Raw genomic sequence first — 21,994 nt, 5'->3', positions numbered from 1 at the left:
CTTCCTGGTATTCCGCGGGTACCTATTGATCCCCTGAGCGATCGTCCCAGCGTGCGGCTACCTTAGGGCCGAGCAACGCCGCAACCCACTGCCCAGGACCTACCCTTGGCACCGTACGGTTTGAGGCGGGACGCCGAGGGAGCCTGAGGAGCGTTCGTGGACCAGTTGGAAGCGATCTTCGGGCTGTTCGTGCTGCTGGTGGTCATCGCGACCCTGGCGCGCCGCATCGACGTTCCCTACCCGATCCTGCTGGTGCTGGGCGGGCTGGCGATCGGGCTGGTGCCGGGCCTGCCGCTGGTGGAGCCCGACCCCGAACTGGTGCTGCTGGTGTTCTTGCCCCCGCTGCTGTACGCGGCGGCAATCGCCACGCCCGTACGGGAATTGCGGGAGAACCTGCAGCCGATCAGCCTGCTCGCCTTCGGCCTGGTCCTGGCCACGATCGCGGTGGTGGCCGTCACCGCCCATCTCGCCATCCCCGGGGTGAGCTGGCCGGTCGGCTTCACCCTCGGCGCGATCATCTCGCCGCCTGACCCAGTGGCGGCCACCGCCATCGCCAACCGGCTGGGCCTGCCGCGCCGCCTGGTCACCATCCTGGAGGCCGAAGGCCTGTTCAACGACGCGACCGCGCTGGTCGCCTACCGGCTGGCGGTCGCCGCGGTGGTGACCGGCAGCTTCTCGGCGGTCCGGGTCGCCGGCGGCTTCCTGCTGGCCGCGGTCGGCGCGGTGACGATCGGGCTGGCGGCGACTACGACCGGCTGGACCAGACCCTGGCAGAAGTGCGCCGTGAGCTCCTCGAAGCAGAGCGGGATGAACTGTTCCATCTGCGCGACAAGCACGGCATCAGCTCAGAGGTGTTCCGCCGCGTGCTCCACGACCTGGACGTCGAGGAGACCCGCCTTGGTTAGGCAGTGAGCCAGCCATCGCACCTGCACCGCTCCAGACGGTCGTCGCGATAGCAGCGGCGTTCCTTCGGGACGTATCCCGCGTGGTTCTGTCCGAGCTCAGCGCAACGCGCCGGACGGTGATGTCAGCGAGCCGGGCGACATTCTCGATGGTCAGGCTGCTTGATGTGTCGGCTTTATGACACAGGCATGACGGATGAGCGGAAACCGACGGTTGCGTCCACGAACGCGTAGCCCCAGCCGACCAGGAAGCCCACGGCCGGGTGCAGGCCGCGGGCGGCGTAGGTGTAGAAGCCCCCGGCCGACGGGAGCCACCTGGCCAGCTGCCCGATCGACACCGCCACCAGCAGGCAGCCGACCAGGGCCAGGACCACCGAAAGGGGCAGGGCTCCGGCGGCGAAGTTGGCCCCGACGATGATCGAGAAGGCCACCGCAGCGGCCGGGGCCATATGGGTGATCGACTGGAACAGGACCTCCCTGAGGCCGATGGCCTCGCGGGCGAGGCCACGGGATGGGCTGCTCTGCGCCACGTGCGCCTCCTTCGGAGACCTCCCACCACCAAGACAGGCATCCTGAACGGTGGACCGGCACGGGGGGAAAATCAAGAGAAGTCCGAGACGCCCGGGTGGTCCGAACCGGTCAACGTCTCTCGGCGATCGTGGGTGACGAACAGCGCCGCGACCGCTTGACGTACGGGTAGACCGCGGTCATCCCACGTAGCGTCGGGCGGTGAAGCGGCGCTGGGGTTCTTCCAGCAGGCGTAGCCCGTCCTCGACGTGTGGGGGGACCACCCGCCGTTCCCGCAGCACCCAAGGCAGGCCCGCCACGGCCTCGGCGACCGCTGCCACGCTGGCCCGGTCGGGCGGGAACGAGCGCAGCAGCGCCCCCGTGCGGCGCAGCGCGCTTGTGGCCGGGCGGCGCAGCCAGGTCGTCCACAGCGTGTTGCGGATGCCCAGCTGGCGTCGGCGGCGGGGTTCACGCGCGGTCGAGGGCGCGTGGTAGACGACCAGGTCCTCTGCCCAGCACATCCACCAGCCCCTTGCCGCCAGGTCGATGGCCAGCAGCTCCTCCTCCCCGCCAAACCACAGCCGCGGGGAGAACCCCCCCACCTCCCGGAACGCCGCCACGCGGAACATGCTGGCTCCGGCCAGCACCCCCAGCAGCGCGGGGCCGGGCAGCCACGCCGGCCCTGGCACCGGTGAGTGGCGCAGCTCGGGCATGAGCGGGTCCTCGGCCCGGTCGGGCTCGACCAGGCGGGGACCGGGTGTGCGCCGCGGCCGCCTACTCGGTCCGGCGGAACTCGGCGATGGCCACGCCGAGCATGGCCAACCCGACCACCGCGACGACCGTCAGCTCGACCAGCGGCGGGACGGTCCAGCTTCCCCACGTCACCCCGGGGCTGAGCTCGGCGCGCACCGCCGCGGGGATGTCCAGGTGCGCGAACACCGCCTGGCGCATGGGGTCGACCGCGTAGGTCATCGGGTCGATGCGGGTGAGGACGTGCAGCCACGTCGGGAGGTTGCCCAACGGGTACAGCGCACCGGAGAGGAAGAACATCGGCATGAGGAGCGCCTGGGTCAGCGCCATGAAGGACTGGATCTGCCGGATGCGCGCCGCAGCCATCACGCCGAGCGCCGTCAGCGTGAACGACAGCAGCAGCAGCTCGACGACCAGCGTCCCCAGCAGCACCGGGGAGTAGGGCACGCCGACGGCCCCGGCCAGGGACAAGATCACCACGCCCTGGAAGGTGGCCACCGTCGCGCCGCCGAGGCACTTGCCGATCACGATCGCGCTGCGGCGTACCGGCGCCACCAGCATCTCGCGCAGGAACCCGAACTCCCGGTCCCACACGATCGACGCGGCCGAGAACATCGCGGTGAACATGGTGGACATCGCCAGCACGCCCGGGAATATGAACGTGCGCAGGTCCAGGCCGCCGGTGCCGCGCGAGGCGAGCGTGGACAGCCCCGTGCCAAGCACGAACAGGAACAGCACCGGCTGCACCAGCGAGACCACCATCCGGGGGCGGTCCTGCAGGAACCGGATCAGGTCGCGCTGCCACACGATCTTCACGGCCCGCAGGTCGTGGCGGATCGTGCGCCCGGGCAGCCGGACCGGGGCGACAGCGCCGGGGTGCGTTACGGTGTCGGTCGCCATGGCCCTGGTCTCACCTCCTCCTGAACGCGGCCGCCATCGCCCGCAGCGGGTTGGCGGCCTCCGCGTCGCGGATGGTCTTGCCGGTGTAGGACATGAACACGTCGTCAAGCGTTGGCCGCGTCACGCTCACCGACCGGATGGGCACGCCCAGCTCGGCGAACAGGCGCGGGACGAACTGCTCGCCGTCGGCGACGAAGAACGTCACCGCGCCCTCGTGGACGCCCCCCTCCAGGTCGAACCGCTCCCGGAGCGCGGCGATGGCGGCCTCGTCGTCGGGGGTCTGGATCTGCACGCGATCCTTGCCGACGCTGGCCTTGAGGACCTCGGGGGTGTCGAGGACCACGATCTTGCCGTGGTCGATGATGGCGATCCGGTCGCAGTGCTCGGCCTCGTCCATGTAGTGGGTGGTGAGGAAGATCGTGATGTCCTCCAGGCGCTTCAGCTCCTCGATGTAGCCCCAGATCGAGGCGCGGGTCTGGGGGTCGAGCCCGACCGTCGGCTCGTCCAGGAACAGCACGCGTGGGGAGTGCAGCAGCCCGCGGGCGATCTCCAGCCGCCGCATCATGCCGCCGGAGAACGTCTGCACCAGGCTCGTGCGCCGCTCCCACAGGCCGACTATCTCGAGCACCTGGCGGAGCCGGTCGCCGACCACCGGGCGCGGCACGCCGTACAGCTCGGCGTGGAAGCGCAGGTTCCGCTCGGCAGTCAGATAGCCGTCCAGCGTCGTGTCCTGGAACACGAGCCCGATGTTGCGGCGGACGTCGTCGCGCTCGCCCACGACGTCGTAGCCGGCCACCGTGGCCGACCCCGCCGTGGGCGTGGCGAGCGTGCACAGCATCTTGATGGTGGTCGACTTGCCCGCGCCGTTGGGCCCGAGGAACCCGAACGTCTCCCCGCGGCCAACCTCGAAGTCGATACCCGTGACAGCCTCGATCTCGCCGTAGCGCTTGACCAGGCCGTTGACGCAGACGATCGGGTCGTTGCCCGCGGCGGCGGAGCCTGCTGCCGGGTCGAGCGGCCGCTCGTCAAGTGGCGCGCTGCGGGTGGTGCCAGGGGGCTGGCTGTGGTTTATCATGGGGCGTCCCCACGATAGGAGTCACCCCAGTGACTGTCAAGGCAGGCGCGGGCGGCGGGCAGCGCGCAGACGATGCCCGGCGAGCGACCGGCGAGGTCAAGGCTTCGCGCGTGGACCGGCGCGTGGGGCGACGTATGCGCATGAGCGAGGTGCGGCCCGATTCGCCGCCGCTGCCGGGACGGCTGCTGCGGCACCCAAGCGCGGTGCTGTTCCTGGTCATGCGCGAGGCCTTCCGGCTGGGCCAGCGGCGGGCGCAGCGCGCGGGCGCCTCCCCCGCGGAGGCGATGCGCTTTCCCCACTTCGCCCTCCTTGCCTGCCTCGACGAGTTCGGCCCGGCGTCGCAGAAGGAGGTCAGCGACCGCCTCCGCTTCGACGCGAGCGACCTGGTCGCGTTCGTCGACTTCCTCGAGCGTGCAGGATTCGTCGTCCGCAGGCGCGACGAGCGGGATCGGCGCCGGTACGCGCTTCAGCTCACCGCCACCGGCCGCCGGGCCCTCCGGCAGCGGGACGAGGAGGCAGAACGCCTCAACGAGGAGCTGTTCGCCCCGCTCTGCCCGGAGGAACGCGAGCAGCTTCGCCGCCTGCTGCTGCGAGCCCTTGCCCACCACGATCCCCGAGTGCTGGGCGCAGACCCCGGCGACGGTCCCGCCTGAGCGAGCTCGAACGGCCGGTCGGCTGACTCCCTAGTTTTGGGCGGTGCGCCTGAGGTTTGGGCGGTGCGCCTGGTCTCACTCGGGCGGTGCGCCTGGTCTCACTCGTAGGGGTCGTCGGGCGCGGGGATCTCGACGACGCTCGTGGCCGCCAGCTCGGGCACCTCGTCGCCTCCCGGTTGGAACACCCCGGTCACGGTCACCCACTGGTCGCGCGCAGGGCCGCCGTGGACACCGACGACCCGCAGCACCACCGGAGCCGCGTCGGCCGCGCAACACGCGATCTGGTAGCGGGCGAGCCTGAACCCGTCCTCCTCGGCGCCCGCCACGAAGCCGGTGAGCTGGACCGCGGCACCGTTGAAGCTGGCGCCGCCGCGGTCGAAGGCGCGCTGGCCGAACTCGAGCAGGGTCATGGGGACGGGTTCGGCGCCAGGCACGAGCGGGTCGAGGACGCCGCCACCGGAGCGGATGTCGACCTCGGCGCCCCGGCCGACGCCGTAGCTGCCGAGCGTGGGAGGCGCCACGAGCAGGAGGGCGGCGACCGGCGCCAGGAGCAGCCATCCCACCCGGTCGCCTCCGCCACGACGATGATCGTGGGCGTCGGCGGGGTGGGTGTGACGGAGCGCGTGGACCAAGGTCACCAACCCGAGGACGATCGCCACGACACCTGCGACGGCCAGCCACGGACCCATCCCCAGGCGGACGTAGCGACCGTAGGTGCCTGTGAGCGTGAGTCGCAGCAACACGGTGCCGACGAGCACGCTGATCAGCCCACCGGCTGCGGTCACAGCAGCCACCACCCGATGACGGCGCTCGACGCCAGCGCGACGACGAGCGTGAGCGGTGCGAACCGCAGCGCGAAGCCGCGCCCGAACGTGCCCGCCTGCAGGGCGATGAGCTTCACGTCGACCATGGGGCCGACGACCATGAACGCCAGGCGGGCGCTCAGCGAGAACTGGGTGAGGCTGGCGGCCACGAAGGCGTCGGCCTCGGAGCAGATTGCCATCACCACCGCGAGGCCGGCCAGCGCCAAGAAAGCCAGCGGGCCGGCGCCGGCCACGGTGTCGAGGACGCTCCGGGGCACAACCGTCTGCAAGGTGGCGGCGGTCGCCGCCCCGACGATGAGGAATCCACCGGCGTGAAGCAGGTCGTGCTGCGCGGTGGCCGCGAGCACGGCCAGCGGTGGCCCCGCATCGCTGCGCCGCCGGTGGACCCGCTCGAGCAACTCGTCACGGCCGGTGCGGGCCCACACCAGACCGACGACGGTCGCGGCGAGAAGGCTGGCGAGAAGACGGGCGACGACGACCTCGGGTCGGCCCGGAAACGCCACCGCCGTCGCCACCAGCACGACGGGATTGATGGCGGGCGCCGAGAGCAGGAACGCCAGAGCGGCGGCGGGCGGCGCGCCACGGGCCACCAGCCGCCCGGCGATCGGCACGGACCCGCACTCGCACCCTGGGAGCGCGGCCCCCGCCGCGGCCGCCACAGGGACCGCCAGCGCCGGCCTGCGAGGAAGGACCCGGGGGAGGAGCCCGGCGGGGACGAGGGCGGCGACCGCGGCGCTGAGCATCACGCCCAGCACCAGGAACGGCATCGCTTGCACGGCGATCGCGACGAAGACGGTGGCCCAGTGGGCGACGGCGGGCCGGTCGAGGAGACGTTCGAGGAACGGGCGGAGCACGGCGGCTGCCACGACCACCAGGGCGACGCCGGCGACGCCGGCGTCGACCGGACGGGTGCGGCGGCGATCCTGCTGCTCGCCCGGGAGCTCCCCTCCCGCGGCAACGTCGTCGCCGACCGCTCCCACCATGGGCGGGGAGTGCGGCCAGCGGTCGCGAAGGGGTTGGCGGTGAGGGTCACGGCCTGCGGATGTCGCCCTGTTCACCCCCTGCGCATGCTTTTCCCAGATATGTAACCATCGCTTCTCCCAGATATGGAACCATGAGGCGTTCTCGTAGGCGGACGGTCGAGCGCGGGAGGACGGGATGAAGCGAACCTCGCTACGGAGCTGGGCAGCCCAGGTGATGGTGGCGGGGGTCGCGGTCGGTGTGGTGCTCGCCGCACCTCTCGCGGCGCCGAACCGGGCGACGGCGGGCGCCGTGAGCATCTCCGGCGCCCGGTCGCTCTCGGACCAGGTCCTGGTGAGCTACAGCAAGCCGGTCAAACAGCGCTCCACCGACGTACATCTCCTCGCGTTCAACGACCTGCACGGCAACCTCGAAGCGGGCGGGCTCAACCTCTACGGCAAGTTCGCCGGTGGTGCCGCGTACCTGGCCAAGGCGGTGAAGGACCGCCAGGCCCGGTACGGCGACCTGCAGGCGACCCTGCTCGCAGGCGACAACATCGGCGCCAGCCCCCTGGCCAACGGGCTGTTCTTCGAGGAGCCCGTCACCATCGCCACCAACCTGATGAACGTCGACTTCGGGTCGGTCGGCAACCACGAGTTCGACAAGGGCAAGGACGAGCTGCTCCGCATCCAGAACGGTGGCTGCCACCCAGCTGGAGGGTGCACCGCGGCCCCCTACGCGCTGGCCGACGGCACGAGCACCAACGTCTACCCGGGCGCCGACTTCCAGTACCTGTCCGCCAACGTGGTCGTCGACGCCACCGGCAAGACGCTGTTCCCCGCCTTCGGCACCAAGGAGTTCACGAGCGACAGCGGAAAGAAGCTCGAGGTCGGTTTCATCGGCGAGGTGCTCGAGGCAACCCCGACCATCGTCACTCCGACCGGGGTGGCCGGTCTGACCTTCCAGGACGAGGCGGACGCCGCGAACCGCGCCGTGAAGAAGCTCAAGGACATGGGCGTGAAGACGTCGGTGCTGGTGATCCACGAGGGGGGCTTCCAGGCGGCCGGCGCCGCCCTCAACGGGTGCGCCGGCAATCTGGCCGGCAGCGCGATCGCCGACATCGCCAGCCGGCTCGACCCGGCCATCAAGGTGATCGTCTCGGCCCACACGCACGCCGAGTACCGCTGCACGATCAGCAGCAACGGCGTGACCCGTCTGATCACCAGCGCCTCGTCGTTCGGGCGGATCCTCACCGACATCACGCTCACGGTCGACGACACGACCGGGAAGCTGCTGCAGTCGAGCGCCGAGAACGTGATCGTCGAGAACGCCCTCAACACCCCGGGCCCGGGTGTCACCCGCATCCCTGATCCGTCGAAGGAGGACCCGCGGGTCCAGGCGGTCGTCCAGCAGTACGTCGCCGCGGCGGCACCGCTGGCCAACGTCGTCATCGGCCGCATCCAGGGCGACCTCACCCGAACGGCGTCGCCGCTCGGGGAGTCGGCGCTCGGCGACGTGATCGCCGACGCGCAGCTGGCGGCCACGCAGCCGGCGGGGCTCGGCGGTGCCCGGCTCGCCTTCATGAACCCGGGAGGCATCCGCGCCGACCTTCGGGTCGCCGACGTCTCCTCGGGCGGGGAGGCACCGGGTGAGGTCACCTACGGCGAGGCGTTCACGGTCCAGCCGTTCGGCAACAGCCTCGTCACGAAGACGATGACCGGCGACATGATCCGCCGACTGCTCCAGCAGCAGTTCCCCGGATGCGGCGGCCAGACCACGAAGCGGGTCCTGCAGGTCTCGAACACATTCGGGTACGAGCAGGAGCCGGCGGCCCTGACCTGTGAGGGCCGCATCGGCCGGATCCGGGTCGCCGGGGTCGAGGTGGCGCCGACCGACTCGTTCCGGGTGACGATGAACAGCTTCCTCGCAGCCGGCGGCGACGGGTTCACGGTGTTCAACGAGGGCACCGACGCCCTCGGCGGCGCCCAGGACATCGACGCCCTGGTGGCTGCCTTCGCCGCGGCCGAGCCGGCCGGCATCCCGGTGCCGCCCCTGAACCGGATCGTCGCGCCCGCCCCCTGACCGGGGGCGGGCGTCCTGGTGTCAGGCCTGGACCTTGGCCGACCCGACCTGGACCGGGCCCAGCCCTGTGTCGTCGGTACGGCGGGGCCGGCCGGTCATAGCACGCCCTACGGCTCGTTGGGGACGATGATCCACATCGCCAGGTAGATCACGGCACCGGAGCCTCCGAGCACGGCCAGGGCAACGAAGAGCACCCGGATCAGCGTCGTGTCCGTGTTGAAGAACCGGGCCAAGCCGCCACACACGCCAGCCAGCTTGCGATCGGTTCGGCTGCGGTACAGCTTGCGGGTCTGGGCCATGGCGCCGCCTTTCGTGATGCGTGCCTGCGGTTCAGGTAACCGCTGCCGGTGAGGCTACTTGTTGTCGAGCCGCAGCAGGGCCCTGGAGCCGCCCCGGGTGAGCCGTTCGAGCCGCTCGGACCGGCCGGCGGCCAGCACCACACCCACCCGTGGCAGCAGCGCTGGTGGCGGGGTACGCCGGGCCGCGCCCGCCCGCCGGGGGGCCGCCTCGAACAGATGCGGAGGAAGCTGCGGTGCCTCAGCCATATGCCATCCGGCCTCGCGGCACGAAGGTGAACTCCGCGGGAACATTGCAAGGATCGCCGGTGGCGCCCGCCCAGGCAAGGGGAGGGAGCCGGGCCGTGTTGGAGCTGCGGACAGCAATCTGGACTAGCATCGTGGAGAGCTTCGATCTGCAAGGGGGTGGCATGACGGCTCAGGGCGGCGAGAACCTCGAGTCCCGCGAGCCGGGCGGCCGCTCCCTGGCTGCAGGGGACCGGGACCGCGCTGACGGCCCGGTGGAGCCACCAAGCGCCGACTGGATGTGGGAGCTCGCGCTGCACTACGAGCGCATGCGCCGGGCCTATCCCGACCAGGAGCTCTGCATCGTGTTCGACATCGACGGGACGATCCTGGACGTCCGGTACCTGGTGGCGCACGCCCTGCTGGCCTACGACCGGGAGCACGGCACCGAGTACTTCCAGGGGCTGCGCGCCGAGGACATCACGGTTCACGAGAACCGCATCGACGAGTTCCTGGGGAACCTGGCCCTCCCCGCGCCCGTCCGTGCCGACGTCCTCGCCTGGTACGCCAAGCACCTCTGGAGCCCTGCGGCGATCCTCGCCGCGAACCAGCCCTACCGGGGGGTCCTGGGCGTGATCCGGTGGTTCCAGCTGCAGCCGGCGACCTGCGTGGCGCTCAACACCGGACGGCCCGAAGAGATCCGCGACGTCACGCTGCAGGCCCTGAACGCTCTGGGGAAGGCCTACCGGGTGACGTTCCGGTCGGACCTGCTGTGCATGAACCCCTACGGATGGGGGCGGCGCGTCGCCGAGTCCAAGACAGCCTGCATCCGGTGGCTGCAGGAGCAGGGGCTGCGGGTGGTGGCGGTGGTGGACAACGAGCCGGCCGCCATCGAGGCGATGGCCGCGGCCGACCCGACCCACGAGATCTTGTTCCTGCACGCCGACACCATCTTCGAGTCCCAGCGGGTCGTGACGCCGCGCACGGTCCGGGGCACCACCTACGACCTCGCGGAGCTGGTCTCCGAGGAGGAGCTGCGCCGACGGGTGCAGTTCGTCTGGCACGGCGTGAACGACGAGGCCAACCTCCGGCAGTTCCTTGCTTCCGGCGTCCACTGGGCGGAGTGCGACATCCGGCGGGATCCCCTGGACCGGCTGGTGCTGCGTCATGACTCCTTCGAGCAGACCCCGTGGCGTCGCGCCGAGCACCCGTTCCGGCTGGAAGCCTGCCTGCAGGCGCTCCGTGAGCAGGACCGCTCGGTCGCTCTGGACCTGAAGGAAGGTGGGGAGGTCATCGACCGGGTGCTTGGCGTGGTCGCCACCATGGGCATCGACGACGGCTCCCTCTGGTTCAACGGCTCCATCGAGGACCTGCGCGAGCCCGGGATCCGACGCCTGGCCGAGGCCCACCCGCAGGCGACCATCTCCGTCCCCGTCGACTTCCTCGGCCCGCTGCTCCTCGCGGCTCCCGACCTGGCCGGAGAGGTCCTGGACACCCTGCGGTCCTGGGGGGTGAACCGCTGGTCGCTGGACTGGCGGGCGCCGGGAATCAGGGAGCTGATCGATCGCCTCGAGGAGCGGGGATGGGAGGTCAACGTCTACGGCGTCCCCGACCTCGAGGCGTTCCTGGAGGCCTCGCTCCTGCTCCCCAGATCGGTGACGGCAGACTTCAACTTCCCCGACTGGCACTACTTCGGGCGAGGGTCGGGACAGCATCGCGCCTACCACCGCTACGAGCTCGCGGGGAGGGCGCCCTCGGAGCGGTGAGGGAGCAGGAGGTGTCCCTCCACCCGGCGCTGACCTTGCCGAGCGAGAACCGGCGAACTCATTGGCCGGCGGCGGGCCGGATGCCTACGGCTCCTCCTTCCAGTGCAGCTCCTCCCAGATGCCTGGGGGCAGCAACCGGTCGACGCGGTCGAGCACGAAGTCGGGCGTGTCAGACGGGGCCAGCCCCCGCAGGTCCTCGGCCCTGGTCTCACCGGTCAGCACGAGCGCGGCGGCCAGCCCGGTGTCAAGCGCCATGCGGATGTCGGTCGACAGCCGGTCACCCACCATCACGCACTCGGCCGGGACGACGTCCAGCCCCGCCAGCGCCGCGTGCAGCATCGCCGGGTCCGGCTTGCCCGCGTTCGCCTCACACCTGGCACCGGTGCACGCCTCGACCGCGGCGATGATCGCCGCGCAGTCGGGCTCCCCACGCCCCCCGGGAAACGGGCAGAAGCGGTCGGGGTTGGTCGCCACCAGCCGGGCCCGCTTGTGGAACCAGATGGCGTCGAAGGCGGTCTGCAGCTTGTCGTAGGTGAAGGTCCGGTCGTAGCTGGCGACCACGATGTCGATCTCGGCGGGGTCGCTGGACATGCGGATGCCCGCCTTGTCCAGCGCCCGGACCAGCGGCGGCTCGCTGATCGGGAAGACCACCGCGTCGGGGGCGTGGTCCAGCAGCCACCGGGTCATGGTCACCACGGTGTTGACGATCTCCCCGACCGGGGTTGGCAGCCCCAGCCGCTCGAGCTTGGCGGCGTACTGCTCGGGGTCTTTGGTCGGGTTGTTGGACAGGAAGCGCACCGCCAGGCCCCGCGCCCGCAGGTGCTCGACCAGCCGCCTGGCACCCGGCAGCAGCTGGTCGCCGAGGTAGATCGTGCCGTCGAGGTCGAACGCGTATGCCGTGTACAGGCGGTCCGGCACTCGAAGGCCGTGCGCGTCGGTCATGGTCGCCACCCGCTGCAGGCGTCCACCACACGATGAAGGTGAGACGTCGGGGTGATCCGCATGCGACCTCCAGGCACGTGGGCCGGGCGATGACGTGGTGACGTGGTTCGCGGGGGTTGCCAAACCCCTCGGGGCGCCCGTCACCTGGCGAAGACACCGGTCAGGCGGCCCTGCGCGATGGCCGCCTGCCCGATGGCCTCCAACGCGGCGTCGAGCCGGGCCCCGTCGGACAGGTCGAGCTGCTGGCTGAGCGCGTAGAGGGTGAACCGGTAGTGGTGAGCCGGACCGCCTGGCGGGCACGGACCGGTGTAGCCGGCCTCGCCGGCGCTGTTGCGCGCCTGGCGGGCGCCGGGCGGCAGCCGGCCCTGGTCCAGGCCGGACAGCCCGGGGTCGAGGCGGAACAGGACCCAGTGCACGTAGGTGCCCCCAGGCGCATCCGGGTCGTCGACCACCAGCGCCAGCTGGGTGGCGTCCCGGGGCACGCCCGACCACGCCAGCGGCGGGGCGGTGTCCTGGCCCGCACAGGTGAACCGGCGCGGGATCGGCGCCCCTTCGGCAAACGCCGAGCTGGTCACGCCGATGGTGTCGGGCAGGGCGGCCTGGACCCCTGGCGAGCCGCCTTGCCCACAGGCGGCCAGGCAGAGGCCGAGCACGAGCACGATCCAGCGCCGCATCCGCGTAACGGTAGTGCACCGCGGGCTGTTGCGTCTTGCGCTCACCGACGATGCGGCCGCCGACGACGTCTAGGAGGCAGACCGCCGGCTCCTCGACGAGGAACTTCCGCACGGCCGCGGCCGGCGGTGGGGTGCGGCAGATCAGGTGGCCCCACCGCCGGCTCGGATCGGCTGACTCGCTCGGCTCGGCTTGTTCAGCCGACGGGCAGCGTGATCGACTGGCCGTAGATGTTCTGGTCCAGCCCGTGCGCGTTCGGGCACCGATCCGGCTCGAGCGCCGCGGCCGTGCGGCACTGGAACACGTCGAAGCCGTCGACGTAGTCGGTCTCCCGAATGTCCACACCCGCAAGGACGTCCCTGTTGTCCGTCCAGCTCATGTAGCCGAAGAGCGAGCTCGCGCCGTCGAAGGCGAGCGCGACCCAGTTGTAGTCGCCCTGGAACGGCACCGAGCGGTTGCCGAACATCTCGTACGAGGGCTGGTGCGTCGTCGACGAGACCATGCCCAGCGGGGTGAACGTGGTGCCGTCGTCGGATACCGCGGCGTAGGTGCCGGCCACGTCGGTGCCAGACGAAACCGGCCGGCCCTGCGCGTCGAGCGTGTTGCCGATCGGCAGCTGCACGCTGTACGCGTCGTCGGTGCGGTTGTCCTGCCAGACCGCGACGAGCTTGCCGCCCAGCGCGTCCACGTCGGAGAAGTACTGGTGGCCACGGCCGCCCGCGGGGTCCACCGGGACCGGTGCGGACCAGGTCTGGCCGTTGTCCACCGAGCGGATGACGTTGACCACGGACCGGCCGACGAAGCCGGAGTTCGCCCCCGCCGAACTGTAGGACGTGGTGCTCCGGACCACGGTGGCCGGGTCGACCGCGTTGTAGGTGGCATAGACGCCGGGCAGGAGGCCGCTCTGGTCAGCGGTGATCCGCGGCTCCAGCGGCACCCGGAAGAACACGAACCGGCTCGGGCAGGCCGCCGCGCCGTCGCCGCAGTCGCGCGCGCCGTCGGACGGGAAGTACCGGGTGAAGGTCGCGGTCTGGTGGGCCGGCTCGAACGTCGCGCCGCCGTTGGCGGACCGGGCGATGGCAAGGCCCTGCGCGTCGATCGCCGACGGGGTGTTCCGGGTGCCCCAGGTCACGTACACGTCGCCGTCGTGCTCGATGGCGATGTCGCAGCCTTGCACGTCTTTGCCGTAGGACAGCAGGGTCGGACGCGAGAACGTCTGCCCCGAGTCGGTTGACCGGCTGAAGGAGATCTGCGTCCGGCCGTTGAAGCCGACAAAGCGCGACCAGCAGATGTAGACGTTGCCGTCGTTGCGCCCGCCGGTGCGGTCGACGTCCAGCTCCGGCTTGTCCTCGAAGATGCCGTTCAGCCCGGGCGTGCCCTGGCCGACCACGACCGTGCGCAGGTAGTCCTTGGGGTAGCCGCTGGGGTGCGGGCGGTTCGCGTAGGTGGCCACCCACACGTCGCCGTTCTGCGGGTTGACCCGGTTGAACGCGATGCCACCGGCGAACAGGTTGCCGTCGTTGTCGAAGGCGAGCAGCGGGTCGCCGGCCTCGGCCTGCCGGTTGTGCAGCGGCGACGCCACGCCCTCGGCCGAGGTGTCGCTCGGGTAGCCGGGGATCTTCGACGGCGTCCAGCTCTCACCACGGTCACCGGAGAACGCAAGGCCCATCCAGCCGCCACCCAGGTCCGCGTCGCAGTAGTCGTTCCAGCTGGCCACGACGAGGTCCGGGTTCGTCGGGTCGATCGCGACCGTGGGCTCGTTGCCCTGGCGGAAGGCACCACCGTCGTTCGAGTCAGCGTCACCGTCACCCGGGATGTCTGGTGCGGTGCTCGTCGACGTGTCCGAGCAGTGCTGGATGGCCCGGTCGGTGCCCCCGTCGTGCCGTACGTAGGCGGCCGCGGGCGTCACCCGGTCGTCGGGCTCGGGAGCTGCCGCGGAGGGCTGCGCCACGGAGGCGAGGCCGACAACCAGCAGCCCAACCGTGGCAAGGAAGACGGATCGTCGCATGCTTCCTCCAGGGAGGTCGTTGGTACGGCGCCTCGACGACGGGGCAGCGCCGCGGGCCCAATCAAAACGCACAGGCACTACCCCTGACAACCGTTTCGTGGCCGGCGTGATCGGCTTCTACGGTGCTCCCGGCATCGCCGGCCCGTACCGCGACCCCGGCCCGACGCAGCTCGCCGACCAGCTCACCGCGCCGGTGCTGGCCCTGATGGGCGGCGCCGAGGAGGGAATCCCCCTGTCCGAGGTGGAGGCCTTCGAAACCGCCCTCACCGCTGCCGGCGTCGCTCGCCCCTTGATGCTTCAGGTGCAATGGCCCGCGCCAGCGTCCTCCAGCACGGCCTTCAGCGTGGCCAGATCGTGCTCCACCTGCTTCGCGTCTTCCGCGAACCTCTCATCCGACATGTCCGGCGCTTGAAACAGCGTGAAGAGCACCTCGCTGCCTTCGCCGTTCGGGATCACGCGCATCGGCACGTCGATCTCCACGCCTGATCCGAGCTTCACGTAGTGATCGAGGACGCCGAGCTCATTCGCCTCGACGAAGCGGAGCCCCACCGGACCGTCCGGCGTGTCCACGACCCACTGGTCACCGGACCTCGTAACGGATCGGAAGAACGACCACCGAGGCAGGTTCCGCGGATCGGAAACGAAGTCGTAGACCCGGCCCGGCGCGCAGCCGATGGACACGGCCAGCGTTCGTGCCTTGAGGAGCCGAGTCGTCACGGCATGGCTTCCCGCTGCATGGCGAGGCCAGCTTACGTCGGAGCGCGACCGCCGGAAACCCTGTCCCCGCCGGCGGGCGCGGGCGCTCTGCCCCGCTGGCCGAACTCAGCCGCGACTCGGTTCGACGGCAAGGCGTGATGAGGGTTGCCAACTCCGCCTCCGGAACGGGCCGTCACCGCAGCTTCGACCGTCGCGAGCGGCAAGGCCGCGTCTCATCCTGTTGCTGAATCGGGCGACGTGCGGTCCGGCGCCACGATGCCTGCGCCACGAGGCGCGCCGAGGGAGGGCGCGCTTGCCCTCGCCCCCGCCGTGGTCGAAGATCGCGAGCATGTGCCGCAACATCACCACCCTCCGGGGCCTCGAGCCGCCCGCCACCACCGAAGAGATCGAGGCCGCCGCTCGCCAGTACGTCCGCAAGGTCAGCGGCATCACCCGCCCGACCGCCGCGACCGGCGAGGCGTTCGAACAGGCGGTCGCCACGATCACCCGCGTGACCGCCGAAGTGCTGCGCGACCTGCCGCCGCGACGCCAGCCCCCGAAGACCGTCCCGCCCCTGCGCCGCCCCGAGGTGCGCGCCCGCATGACCTGACGCGGGCCGGGCGGGGCCGATCGGGGGTCCGCGCTCGTGGCGCCAGCCAGTGGCAGCGTGCCGCCTGGACCGACCCGGACGAGGTGGTCCGCTACGTCCGCTCGCACGAGGCCGCCCTCAGCGGCCTCTCCCGCCGGGAGGCGCTGAGGAACGTCGCCCGCTGAGGTGCCCGCCTACTCGCCCCAGCCGGGCCAGGGCTGCTGGTGGCCGTCCCGCTGGTGCCAGTAGTCGCGCTGCTCGGTCACCAGGCCGTCGGCGTCGAACCGGAGGAAGCTGCAACCCGCGATCGTGACCGGCTCGCCCCCCTCCAGCAGGGTGGCCCAGTACTCCACCACCGCCCGGTCGCCCTGGACCACGGGGGTGCCGAACACCGGGTCGGCGTCGCTCTCGCCCTCGAGCGCGCTGACGACGTAGTCGACCATGGCGATGGCCGGGCGGAACGGGGTGGGGTGATGCTGGGCGTGCTTGGCGTACAGCTTCCCGATCGACTCGGCGTCGCGGTCGCGCCACCCGGCCTCCCACTCCCGCGACCACCGCCTTGCCGCCTCGTAGGCGTCCATGGCTCTCCTCTGGCGCTATCAGCTTGGGGCTCGGGATGGTGGTGATCGCGGACCTCCTTCGGCGCGGGGACGGCCCGCATGCGAACTCGCGCGGTGGTGTCCGACTGCTGATCGCCTGGTGACCGGCGCCGCGGTCACAGGACCGGCTTGAATTCCATTGCCCACACCACCGAGAGCAGCAGAAGCAGGTTGATACCGTACAGGGTCGCCGCCCGCCGCTGCAGTGAGGACGCCACCGACCCAGACGATGACGGCGAGCACGCGGGGCCGGCGGGATGGCTGTCGGTCCATGCCAGCCCGCCGAGCGCGAGCAGCTCATCACGCTGCTCAACCGGCTCGCCGCCGAGCAGGGGCTTGCCGAAGGGGTCCACCCCGGGGCTGCCGACCCCGATCCCGAAGAGCGCTGAGCACCCCGTTGTGTCGATCGACGCGCTGGAGTGTCGACGCCCTGGTCCGCCACTACCGCGTCGGCCGCTACTCAAGCCCACGCCAGACCGATTGACGCAGCGATTCGAGCGGCGCTTTGGTTCCATCTCGACAGGAGGCGAGCATGAGCCGTTCCTTTGTGGTGACGGGAGGAGGCCGCGGCATCGGCCGCGCGCTGGTGGAGCGGCTCCTCGGCTGCGACGACAACGTGGTCGCGATCGAGCTCGACCCGGCCGCGCTGGCGGGGACCGACAGCCATCCCGCCGGTCCCCGCGTGCTCGCCGTGGTCGGCGATGCCGCCGACGAGGCCGTCACCGAGCAGGCCGCCGATCTCGCGCAGGCCGCGGGCACGCTCGCCGGCTGGGTCAACAACGCCGCCGTGTTCCGGGACGCCTCGATCCACTCGGCCTCCACGCGTGCGGTGCTGGACCTCATCGCGCTGAACCTCAACCCTGCCGTGGTCGGGTGCGCGACCGCGATCCGCCGGTTCCTCGCGGCGGGCACGGGCGGGGCGATCGTCAACCTCTCCTCCCACCAGGCGCGCCGGGCGGTTCCGGGCGCCCTGCCGTACGTGACGGCCAAGGCAGCCATCGAAGGGCTGACCCGCGCGCTGGCCGTCGACTACGGGCCGCGCGGCATCCGGGTCAACGCCGTTGCGCTGGGCTCGATCCACACCGAGCGCTACCAGGCGTTTCTCGGCCAGCAAGAACCTGCGGCGGCCGCGCGGACCGAGGAAGAGATGCGCCTGCTGCATCCGATCGGCCGGGTGGGGCGCCCCGCGGAGGTCGCCGCTGCCGTTGCCCACCTGCTCTCGGACGATGCGAGCTTCATCACCGGCGCAACCATCCCCGTCGACGGCGGGCGGTCGGTGCTCGCGCGCGACCCCGAGGCGCACGGTCCCGGATCGTAGGATGCTCCTTCTCGAATGCCAATGTTGCTGAGCGGCGAGCCCTTAGATGGGCGGGGACTCGTATCCACCAATCACAGCACCGAGCAGTTCGGCAAAGGTGAGCGCCGTGTCGTCTTCGTAGAGCGGACCAACAAGCTGTGTGCCGACGGGTAGGCCGTGGGGTGTTCTCCCGATCGGTGCGACCACGGCGGGCAAACCGGTCAGCGTCGCGTGCGAAATCCAGAAGGCCTGCTTGTCGTAGGGCCGCTCGCCTTCGGGTGTTGTGATCGTGCGTTCTTCGAAGGGTCTGGTGTCGTGTGGGAAGGCTGGAGTGAAGTTCGCCGGGCACACGAACACATCGATGTCGGTGAAGTAGCGGCTCCAGGCGGCACGGGCCGCCATGCGCCGGGTTTCGTGGTCGATGACCTCCGAGAGCGTCGCGAAGTCCTCACCGGGTTGCTGGAAGGCGAAGAACAGCTGCACGTGGAACCCGAACGATTCGTAGTGCTGCACGGGGTCCACGCCATCGGGCCAGCCTGCAACAACCGTCGCACCGGCCCGGGCGAGTGCGTCCACGGCGTTGGACAGCAGTGCGGTGACCTCGCTGGAGACGGGGGCGTGGTCGTGGTCGAACACGACACCGACGCGAAAGTCCTCCAGCCGGGTGTGGCGCGATGGCGACAGCGCCCAGGAGTAGGCCTTCGCAGCCTGGCCCTCGGGCCCGCCGGTGACACTCAGCGCCGTCCGCAGATCGCGTGCGGACCGGCCGAGCGGGCCCACCGCGGACATGTACATCATGTCGCTCGGACCCGGCGGGGGACCGGGTGGCTGGAACCCGGTCAACGGGACGATCTCGACACTCGGCTTCAGTCCGTAGACACCGCAGAAGCTCGCCGGGATGCGAATGGAGCCCACCAGGTCCGATCCGTATTCGAGGAACGTCATCCCAGCAGACAGTGCCGCGGCCGCTCCGCCGGAGGAGCCGCCCGGCGTGCGCGTTGTGTCCCACGGATTGTTGGTGACGCCGTACAGGTCGTTTGCTGTCTGCCCGAAGTCGGCCAGCATGAAGGGTAGGTTGGTCTTCCCGACGATGATCGCGCCAGCCTGCTCGAGCCGCCGTACCACCGTTGCATCCCAGTCCGCCACGAAATCCTTGAAGGCAGGATTGCCCCAGGTGGTTCGCAGTCCGGCAACGTTGAAACTCTCCTTGATCGTCATGGGTACGCCGTGCAGCGGTCCCAACTCGCCACCACGGGTGATCGCTTCGTCGGCTGCGGCCGCCTCCCGCAATGCCGCCTCCCGCCGGAACTCGACAACCGCGTTCAGGGCGGGATCGACGGCATCGATCCGCGCGAGCAGCATCTCGGTCAGCTCGCGAGAGGAGATCTCCTGGCGCCGCAGCATCTGCGCCGCATCGGTGGCTGACTGGAACAGGGTCTCGTTCATGTGCCGGCTCCCGTCAGCTCGTGGCGATCGGTTCTTGGAGCTCTGTCACCCACGCATCCCTGTCCTCGCCGCACTCGATATAGAGCTCTCGGTTACAACCAGATAGAGCTCTCGGTTACAACCAGCGGAGCGGTATCCGTTGGTGTCGATCCAGCGAGCCAGCGTGCGGAGGTCTCGTGCTGCGATCCCATCCTGCATCCTGGAACCCCTCTGGGGCCAGTTCGCCGCGCTGCTGCCCACCCGCCCGGTCCACCATACCCTTGGCTGCCACCGCCAGCGCATCCCCGACCGCCGGTGCGGCGTGCCCGTTATGGACGGCCGGGCGCTCGGGGCGGAAGCGAAGCCCTCACTGAGGTGCCCGGCGGGAACCCGAACGGCCGGGCTGGTGTACCAGATGCGATATCGCTCCCAGGCCACCAGAAGGAGCCGGAGATGAAGCCCCGCATCCTGGTCATGGCCGCCCTGGCGGCCGCCCTCACGCTGCTGGCACCCACGGCTGCCTTGGCCAAGGGGGCCTCGGCCGCCACCATCGACGGAAGCGGGCCAGGCGGCCCGGGCAACGGCCCGAACGGCCCCATCACCCTGGGCGGCAACGGCGAGCCGGGCAGCGGCACCGACCTCGGCACCCTGGCCGACCTGTCCGGGCTGTTCCCGGCCATGTTCGGGCAGTCGCCCGACCCCATGCTCGACGCCGCACCGACCAAGCGGCTCGGCCCCCGCTACACCATCACCTGGACGATCCCCGACGGCAGCGGCACGGCAAAGAAGATCCGCCAGGGTGTCTACCCGTATGCGGCCGGCGGGCCGGTCACCTACACCAGTCCCGGCCAGCCGGTGTTCGACCAGACCACCAGGGGCGGCTGGTACAAAGCGTCAGACAGCCTGCGCCAGCACCTGATCTCGCTCGGCCTGCCCAACAAGGCGCCCTTGGCCGCCGCGAGCGGCGGCGGGTCGGCCGCGAACCCGGCGGGCGGCGCGAACGCGAGCCCCGCGCCGGCCCGGCCGGCGGCGGCCGACGCGCCGGCTGTCTGGCCGCGGGTCTTGGTCGGCGGCGCCCTCCTGCTGCTGGTCGCCGGCACCGCCGCGGTCGTCCTGCGCCGCCGGCCGGGCCCGGCCACCGCCCGCTGAGGTTTTCTACCGCTTCGCGGTTCCAACTCGATCTCGGCTCCGTCAGGCCAACACCCAGGACCGTAAAGCCGCCGAGTCCGCGGCCAGCCAGCCGTCCCCTGGCGCGGCAAAGGGCTGGACGAGCCGAGCCGCGGGAGCAGCACGCATCCGGCGTTCGAGCAGTCCCCTGTCACGACGGGAACGTCACCGAACTGGTCAGCACCCATCGAGGCCATGGAAGGCGGCGACCCGCCGTGGTCGCCGGCCGCCGCCATGCCGCGACTGCCCACGCGAACGCTCTCCTCCTGAGGACCGGCAGGCAACATGAACGCATCTTGCGCACCTGGGCTGGGGGCCAGGCGTACGTCCCGTCGGTCTGGTCGACGTGGGTCACAATCGGGCGAAGGAATCGCCACGGAGGCTCCATGGCCACGTTGCGCGTCGCGCTTGTCACCCCGCTGACCGGACCGCTGGCGCGCTTTGGACGCGCGGGCGCGGCGGCTCTGGACGTGTGGGCGCGGCAGGGGGCACGGCTCCCGGCCGGTTGGCGGGGCGTGACGCTCGAGATCCACGACGCCCATCCCGACCCGGCGCGGGCGATGCGCGCCTCGACGGCATCCCATCCCGACGTCGTCTTCGGACCGTACGGCAGCAGCCCGGCGGTGACCGCGGCCGCCGCGACGGACCGGCTCGTGTGGAACCACGGCGGCGCGACCTCCGAGCTTGCCCGCGCGCGCTTCCCGCGCGTGGTGAACGTCCCCTCCCCGGCGTCGGCCTACTTTCGCGGGACGTTGCAGCTCGTGCGGGCGGTCGACCCCGACTCGCGCACGGTCGCGCTCCTGCACGGCGAGACCGGATTTGCCCGCGACGTCGCCGGCGGTGCGCGGGCGGCGGCCACCGCGCTGGCATTCGAGGTGCGCCCCGTCGGGTTCCCCCCCGGACAGGCGCTCGACGCCGCGGCCCGGCTTCCCGACGCGGAGGTCTTGCTGGTCGTCGGGGGCTTCGACGATGAGATCGCCGCGGCGAGGGTGCTGCTGGGACGCGGGTGGCGGGCGGCGGCGTTCGTGGCCGCGGGGGTGGAGGAGGTGCTCGCCCCGCTCGGAGCCGAGCGCGATGGGCTGCTGGGCCCCGCGCAGTGGGCGGCCGCGGCCGCCCCCGAGCCCGACGAGGGACCCGATGCCGCATGGTTCGTCGACGCGTTCCGCCGCGCAACAGGCGAGGAGCCCGGGTACCCGGCGGTGCAGGCGTTCGCCGCCGGTGTGCTGAGCGCGCGGTGCCTGCGAGAAGCAGGGACCGCCGATGACGCCGCGCAGCTCGCCGCGGCCACGCGGCTGTCGTGCCGGACGCTGTACGGAGGCTTCCGCCTCGACCCCGTGACCGGCCTGCAGGTCGGCCACGAGGTGCTCACGGTGCAGTGGCAGGACGGGAGCCGCCGCGTCGTCTGGCCTCCGGAGCTGGCGGAGCGACCGCTTTCGTATCCACTGCCCCAGCGCACCATCCGGTGAGGCCGCGCCCGTCCCGCTGCGCGTCGACGACAGCGAAGGAGGCCCTCCGGCTCGGCCCCTCGGGACGCTGCGGGCTTGCAGGCGAACCTCCGCGGCATGCAGCGAGGGTCCTTGAGGTAGCGTCCTTGCGGCACACCATCCCAGTGAGGCCAGCTGCCCGCGCGTGGCCTGTGGGCGTGACAGGCAGCCGCGC

The 21,994-nt window shown here is 71.2% G+C and carries 22 protein-coding genes and 2 pseudogenes; 9 read left to right on the top strand and 15 right to left on the bottom strand.

The window, feature by feature from the left end:
• Positions 1-156: 156 nt before the first annotated feature.
• Positions 157-912 (top strand): cation:proton antiporter, encoded by a 756-nt coding sequence (locus VG276_10430; protein ID HEV8649797.1) that lies wholly within the window; start codon positions 157-159, stop codon positions 910-912.
• 166 nt (positions 913-1,078) lie between these two features.
• Here VG276_10430 and VG276_10425 read toward each other — a convergent pair whose 3' ends face one another.
• The 4 genes and pseudogenes from VG276_10425 to VG276_10410 all read right to left on the bottom strand — a co-directional run bounded on the left by VG276_10425 (position 1,079) and on the right by VG276_10410 (position 4,134).
• Positions 1,079-1,432, bottom strand: coding sequence for an amino acid permease (locus tag VG276_10425; GenBank protein ID HEV8649796.1), 354 nt, complete (start codon positions 1,430-1,432; stop codon positions 1,079-1,081).
• A gap of 177 nt (positions 1,433-1,609) precedes the next feature.
• Positions 1,610-2,155 (bottom strand): annotated as a pseudogene (locus VG276_10420) (glycosyltransferase family 2 protein).
• A gap of 28 nt (positions 2,156-2,183) precedes the next feature.
• Positions 2,184-3,059, bottom strand: a complete 876-nt coding sequence (locus tag VG276_10415) for an ABC transporter permease (GenBank protein HEV8649795.1) — start codon at positions 3,057-3,059, stop codon at positions 2,184-2,186.
• Between the two features lie 10 nt (positions 3,060-3,069).
• Positions 3,070-4,134, bottom strand: a complete 1,065-nt coding sequence (locus VG276_10410) for an ATP-binding cassette domain-containing protein (protein HEV8649794.1) — start codon at positions 4,132-4,134, stop codon at positions 3,070-3,072.
• Between the two features lie 140 nt (positions 4,135-4,274).
• Here VG276_10410 and VG276_10405 point away from each other — a divergent pair, with 140 nt between their 5' ends.
• Positions 4,275-4,787, top strand: coding sequence for a MarR family transcriptional regulator (locus VG276_10405; protein ID HEV8649793.1), 513 nt, complete (start codon positions 4,275-4,277; stop codon positions 4,785-4,787).
• Between the two features lie 98 nt (positions 4,788-4,885).
• Here the strand turns inward: VG276_10405 and VG276_10400 are convergent, their stop codons facing one another.
• The gene (locus tag VG276_10400; protein ID HEV8649792.1) at positions 4,886-5,572 is read right to left on the bottom strand and encodes a TIGR03943 family protein; all 687 of its coding nucleotides are present in this window, start codon (positions 5,570-5,572) and stop codon (positions 4,886-4,888) included.
• On the bottom strand, positions 5,569-6,594 hold the full coding sequence (locus VG276_10395) for a permease (protein HEV8649791.1): 1,026 nt from the start codon (positions 6,592-6,594) through the stop codon (positions 5,569-5,571). Before VG276_10395 ends, VG276_10400 begins: the two co-directional genes overlap by 4 nt.
• A gap of 175 nt (positions 6,595-6,769) precedes the next feature.
• Here VG276_10395 and VG276_10390 point away from each other — a divergent pair, with 175 nt between their 5' ends.
• Positions 6,770-8,653 (top strand): bifunctional metallophosphatase/5'-nucleotidase, encoded by a 1,884-nt coding sequence (locus tag VG276_10390; protein ID HEV8649790.1) that lies wholly within the window; start codon positions 6,770-6,772, stop codon positions 8,651-8,653.
• Positions 8,654-8,760: 107 nt separating this feature from the next.
• Here the strand turns inward: VG276_10390 and VG276_10385 are convergent, their stop codons facing one another.
• Together VG276_10385 and VG276_10380 are read right to left on the bottom strand one after the other, a co-directional pair.
• A complete protein-coding gene (locus VG276_10385; protein ID HEV8649789.1) occupies positions 8,761-8,952 on the bottom strand; it encodes a PspC domain-containing protein in 192 nt (63 codons plus the stop codon).
• A 54-nt stretch (positions 8,953-9,006) separates the two neighbouring features.
• Positions 9,007-9,198, bottom strand: coding sequence for a hypothetical protein (locus VG276_10380; protein ID HEV8649788.1), 192 nt, complete (start codon positions 9,196-9,198; stop codon positions 9,007-9,009).
• A gap of 161 nt (positions 9,199-9,359) precedes the next feature.
• Here VG276_10380 and VG276_10375 point away from each other — a divergent pair, with 161 nt between their 5' ends.
• Entirely contained in the window at positions 9,360-10,940 is a 1,581-nt protein-coding gene (locus VG276_10375; GenBank protein ID HEV8649787.1) for a hypothetical protein, read from the top strand.
• 84 nt (positions 10,941-11,024) lie between these two features.
• Here VG276_10375 and VG276_10370 read toward each other — a convergent pair whose 3' ends face one another.
• The 4 genes from VG276_10370 to VG276_10355 all read right to left on the bottom strand — a co-directional run bounded on the left by VG276_10370 (position 11,025) and on the right by VG276_10355 (position 15,132).
• Positions 11,025-11,882: an HAD-IIA family hydrolase gene (locus VG276_10370; GenBank protein ID HEV8649786.1), complete on the bottom strand. Its 858-nt coding sequence runs from the start codon at positions 11,880-11,882 to the stop codon at positions 11,025-11,027.
• 140 nt (positions 11,883-12,022) lie between these two features.
• Positions 12,023-12,556, bottom strand: coding sequence for a YbhB/YbcL family Raf kinase inhibitor-like protein (locus VG276_10365; protein ID HEV8649785.1), 534 nt, complete (start codon positions 12,554-12,556; stop codon positions 12,023-12,025).
• Positions 12,557-12,750: 194 nt separating this feature from the next.
• Positions 12,751-14,562 carry a hypothetical protein gene (locus VG276_10360; GenBank protein HEV8649784.1) on the bottom strand — a complete coding sequence of 604 codons (1,812 nt, stop codon included), beginning with the start codon at positions 14,560-14,562 and terminating at the stop codon, positions 12,751-12,753.
• A 297-nt stretch (positions 14,563-14,859) separates the two neighbouring features.
• Positions 14,860-15,132 carry a hypothetical protein gene (locus tag VG276_10355; protein ID HEV8649783.1) on the bottom strand — a complete coding sequence of 91 codons (273 nt, stop codon included), beginning with the start codon at positions 15,130-15,132 and terminating at the stop codon, positions 14,860-14,862.
• A 475-nt stretch (positions 15,133-15,607) separates the two neighbouring features.
• On the opposite strand from VG276_10355, the gene VG276_10350 reads away from it, so the two are divergent.
• Positions 15,608-15,868 (top strand): DUF2277 domain-containing protein, encoded by a 261-nt coding sequence (locus VG276_10350; GenBank protein HEV8649782.1) that lies wholly within the window; start codon positions 15,608-15,610, stop codon positions 15,866-15,868.
• A gap of 173 nt (positions 15,869-16,041) precedes the next feature.
• On the opposite strand, the gene VG276_10345 is transcribed toward VG276_10350, so the two are convergent.
• Positions 16,042-16,428, bottom strand: coding sequence for a nuclear transport factor 2 family protein (locus VG276_10345; protein HEV8649781.1), 387 nt, complete (start codon positions 16,426-16,428; stop codon positions 16,042-16,044).
• 134 nt (positions 16,429-16,562) lie between these two features.
• The gene (locus VG276_10340; GenBank protein ID HEV8649780.1) at positions 16,563-16,799 is read right to left on the bottom strand and encodes a hypothetical protein; all 237 of its coding nucleotides are present in this window, start codon (positions 16,797-16,799) and stop codon (positions 16,563-16,565) included.
• Between the two features lie 179 nt (positions 16,800-16,978).
• Between VG276_10340 and VG276_10335 the strand changes: the two genes are divergently transcribed.
• Complete coding sequence (locus tag VG276_10335; protein ID HEV8649779.1) at positions 16,979-17,764, top strand: SDR family oxidoreductase; 786 nt, start codon at positions 16,979-16,981, stop codon at positions 17,762-17,764.
• Positions 17,765-17,806: 42 nt separating this feature from the next.
• On the opposite strand, the gene VG276_10330 is transcribed toward VG276_10335, so the two are convergent.
• Positions 17,807-19,189: an amidase family protein gene (locus VG276_10330; GenBank protein ID HEV8649778.1), complete on the bottom strand. Its 1,383-nt coding sequence runs from the start codon at positions 19,187-19,189 to the stop codon at positions 17,807-17,809.
• Between the two features lie 163 nt (positions 19,190-19,352).
• Between VG276_10330 and VG276_10325 the strand changes: the two are divergent.
• The 3 genes and pseudogenes from VG276_10325 to VG276_10315 all read left to right on the top strand — a co-directional run bounded on the left by VG276_10325 (position 19,353) and on the right by VG276_10315 (position 21,801).
• Positions 19,353-19,481 (top strand): annotated as a pseudogene (locus VG276_10325) (IS5/IS1182 family transposase).
• A 140-nt stretch (positions 19,482-19,621) separates the two neighbouring features.
• On the top strand, positions 19,622-20,317 hold the full coding sequence (locus VG276_10320) for a hypothetical protein (GenBank protein HEV8649777.1): 696 nt from the start codon (positions 19,622-19,624) through the stop codon (positions 20,315-20,317).
• Positions 20,318-20,721: 404 nt separating this feature from the next.
• The gene (locus VG276_10315; protein ID HEV8649776.1) at positions 20,722-21,801 is read left to right on the top strand and encodes an ABC transporter substrate-binding protein; all 1,080 of its coding nucleotides are present in this window, start codon (positions 20,722-20,724) and stop codon (positions 21,799-21,801) included.
• The last annotated feature ends 193 nt before the right edge of the window (positions 21,802-21,994 follow it).

The organism is Actinomycetes bacterium (genome assembly GCA_036000965.1).
Taxonomy (GTDB): domain Bacteria; phylum Actinomycetota; class CALGFH01; order CALGFH01; family CALGFH01; genus DASYUT01.
The sequence above is the reverse complement of the archived record's forward strand: the minus strand, read 5'-3'. Positions and strand labels throughout refer to the sequence as shown.

What these genes read in the sequence shown, in the direction of transcription:
- VG276_10375 (HEV8649787.1), top strand. Translation starts at nt 9,360, where the DNA reads ATGACGGCTCAGGGCGGCGAGAACCTCGAGTCCCGCGAGCCGGGCGGC.
- VG276_10390 (HEV8649790.1), top strand. Translation starts at nt 6,770, where the DNA reads ATGAAGCGAACCTCGCTACGGAGCTGGGCAGCCCAGGTGATGGTGGCG.
- VG276_10350 (HEV8649782.1), top strand. Translation starts at nt 15,608, where the DNA reads ATGTGCCGCAACATCACCACCCTCCGGGGCCTCGAGCCGCCCGCCACC.
- VG276_10385 (HEV8649789.1), bottom strand. Translation starts at nt 8,952, where the DNA reads ATGGCCCAGACCCGCAAGCTGTACCGCAGCCGAACCGATCGCAAGCTG.
- VG276_10315 (HEV8649776.1), top strand. Translation starts at nt 20,722, where the DNA reads ATGGCCACGTTGCGCGTCGCGCTTGTCACCCCGCTGACCGGACCGCTG.
- VG276_10410 (HEV8649794.1), bottom strand. Translation starts at nt 4,134, where the DNA reads ATGATAAACCACAGCCAGCCCCCTGGCACCACCCGCAGCGCGCCACTT.
- VG276_10380 (HEV8649788.1), bottom strand. Translation starts at nt 9,198, where the DNA reads ATGGCTGAGGCACCGCAGCTTCCTCCGCATCTGTTCGAGGCGGCCCCC.
- VG276_10415 (HEV8649795.1), bottom strand. Translation starts at nt 3,059, where the DNA reads ATGGCGACCGACACCGTAACGCACCCCGGCGCTGTCGCCCCGGTCCGG.
- VG276_10370 (HEV8649786.1), bottom strand. Translation starts at nt 11,882, where the DNA reads ATGACCGACGCGCACGGCCTTCGAGTGCCGGACCGCCTGTACACGGCA.
- VG276_10360 (HEV8649784.1), bottom strand. Translation starts at nt 14,562, where the DNA reads ATGCGACGATCCGTCTTCCTTGCCACGGTTGGGCTGCTGGTTGTCGGC.
- VG276_10365 (HEV8649785.1), bottom strand. Translation starts at nt 12,556, where the DNA reads ATGCGGCGCTGGATCGTGCTCGTGCTCGGCCTCTGCCTGGCCGCCTGT.
- VG276_10395 (HEV8649791.1), bottom strand. Translation starts at nt 6,594, where the DNA reads ATGGTGGGAGCGGTCGGCGACGACGTTGCCGCGGGAGGGGAGCTCCCG.
- VG276_10330 (HEV8649778.1), bottom strand. Translation starts at nt 19,189, where the DNA reads ATGAACGAGACCCTGTTCCAGTCAGCCACCGATGCGGCGCAGATGCTG.
- VG276_10405 (HEV8649793.1), top strand. Translation starts at nt 4,275, where the DNA reads ATGAGCGAGGTGCGGCCCGATTCGCCGCCGCTGCCGGGACGGCTGCTG.
- VG276_10345 (HEV8649781.1), bottom strand. Translation starts at nt 16,428, where the DNA reads ATGGACGCCTACGAGGCGGCAAGGCGGTGGTCGCGGGAGTGGGAGGCC.
- VG276_10320 (HEV8649777.1), top strand. Translation starts at nt 19,622, where the DNA reads ATGAAGCCCCGCATCCTGGTCATGGCCGCCCTGGCGGCCGCCCTCACG.
- VG276_10335 (HEV8649779.1), top strand. Translation starts at nt 16,979, where the DNA reads ATGAGCCGTTCCTTTGTGGTGACGGGAGGAGGCCGCGGCATCGGCCGC.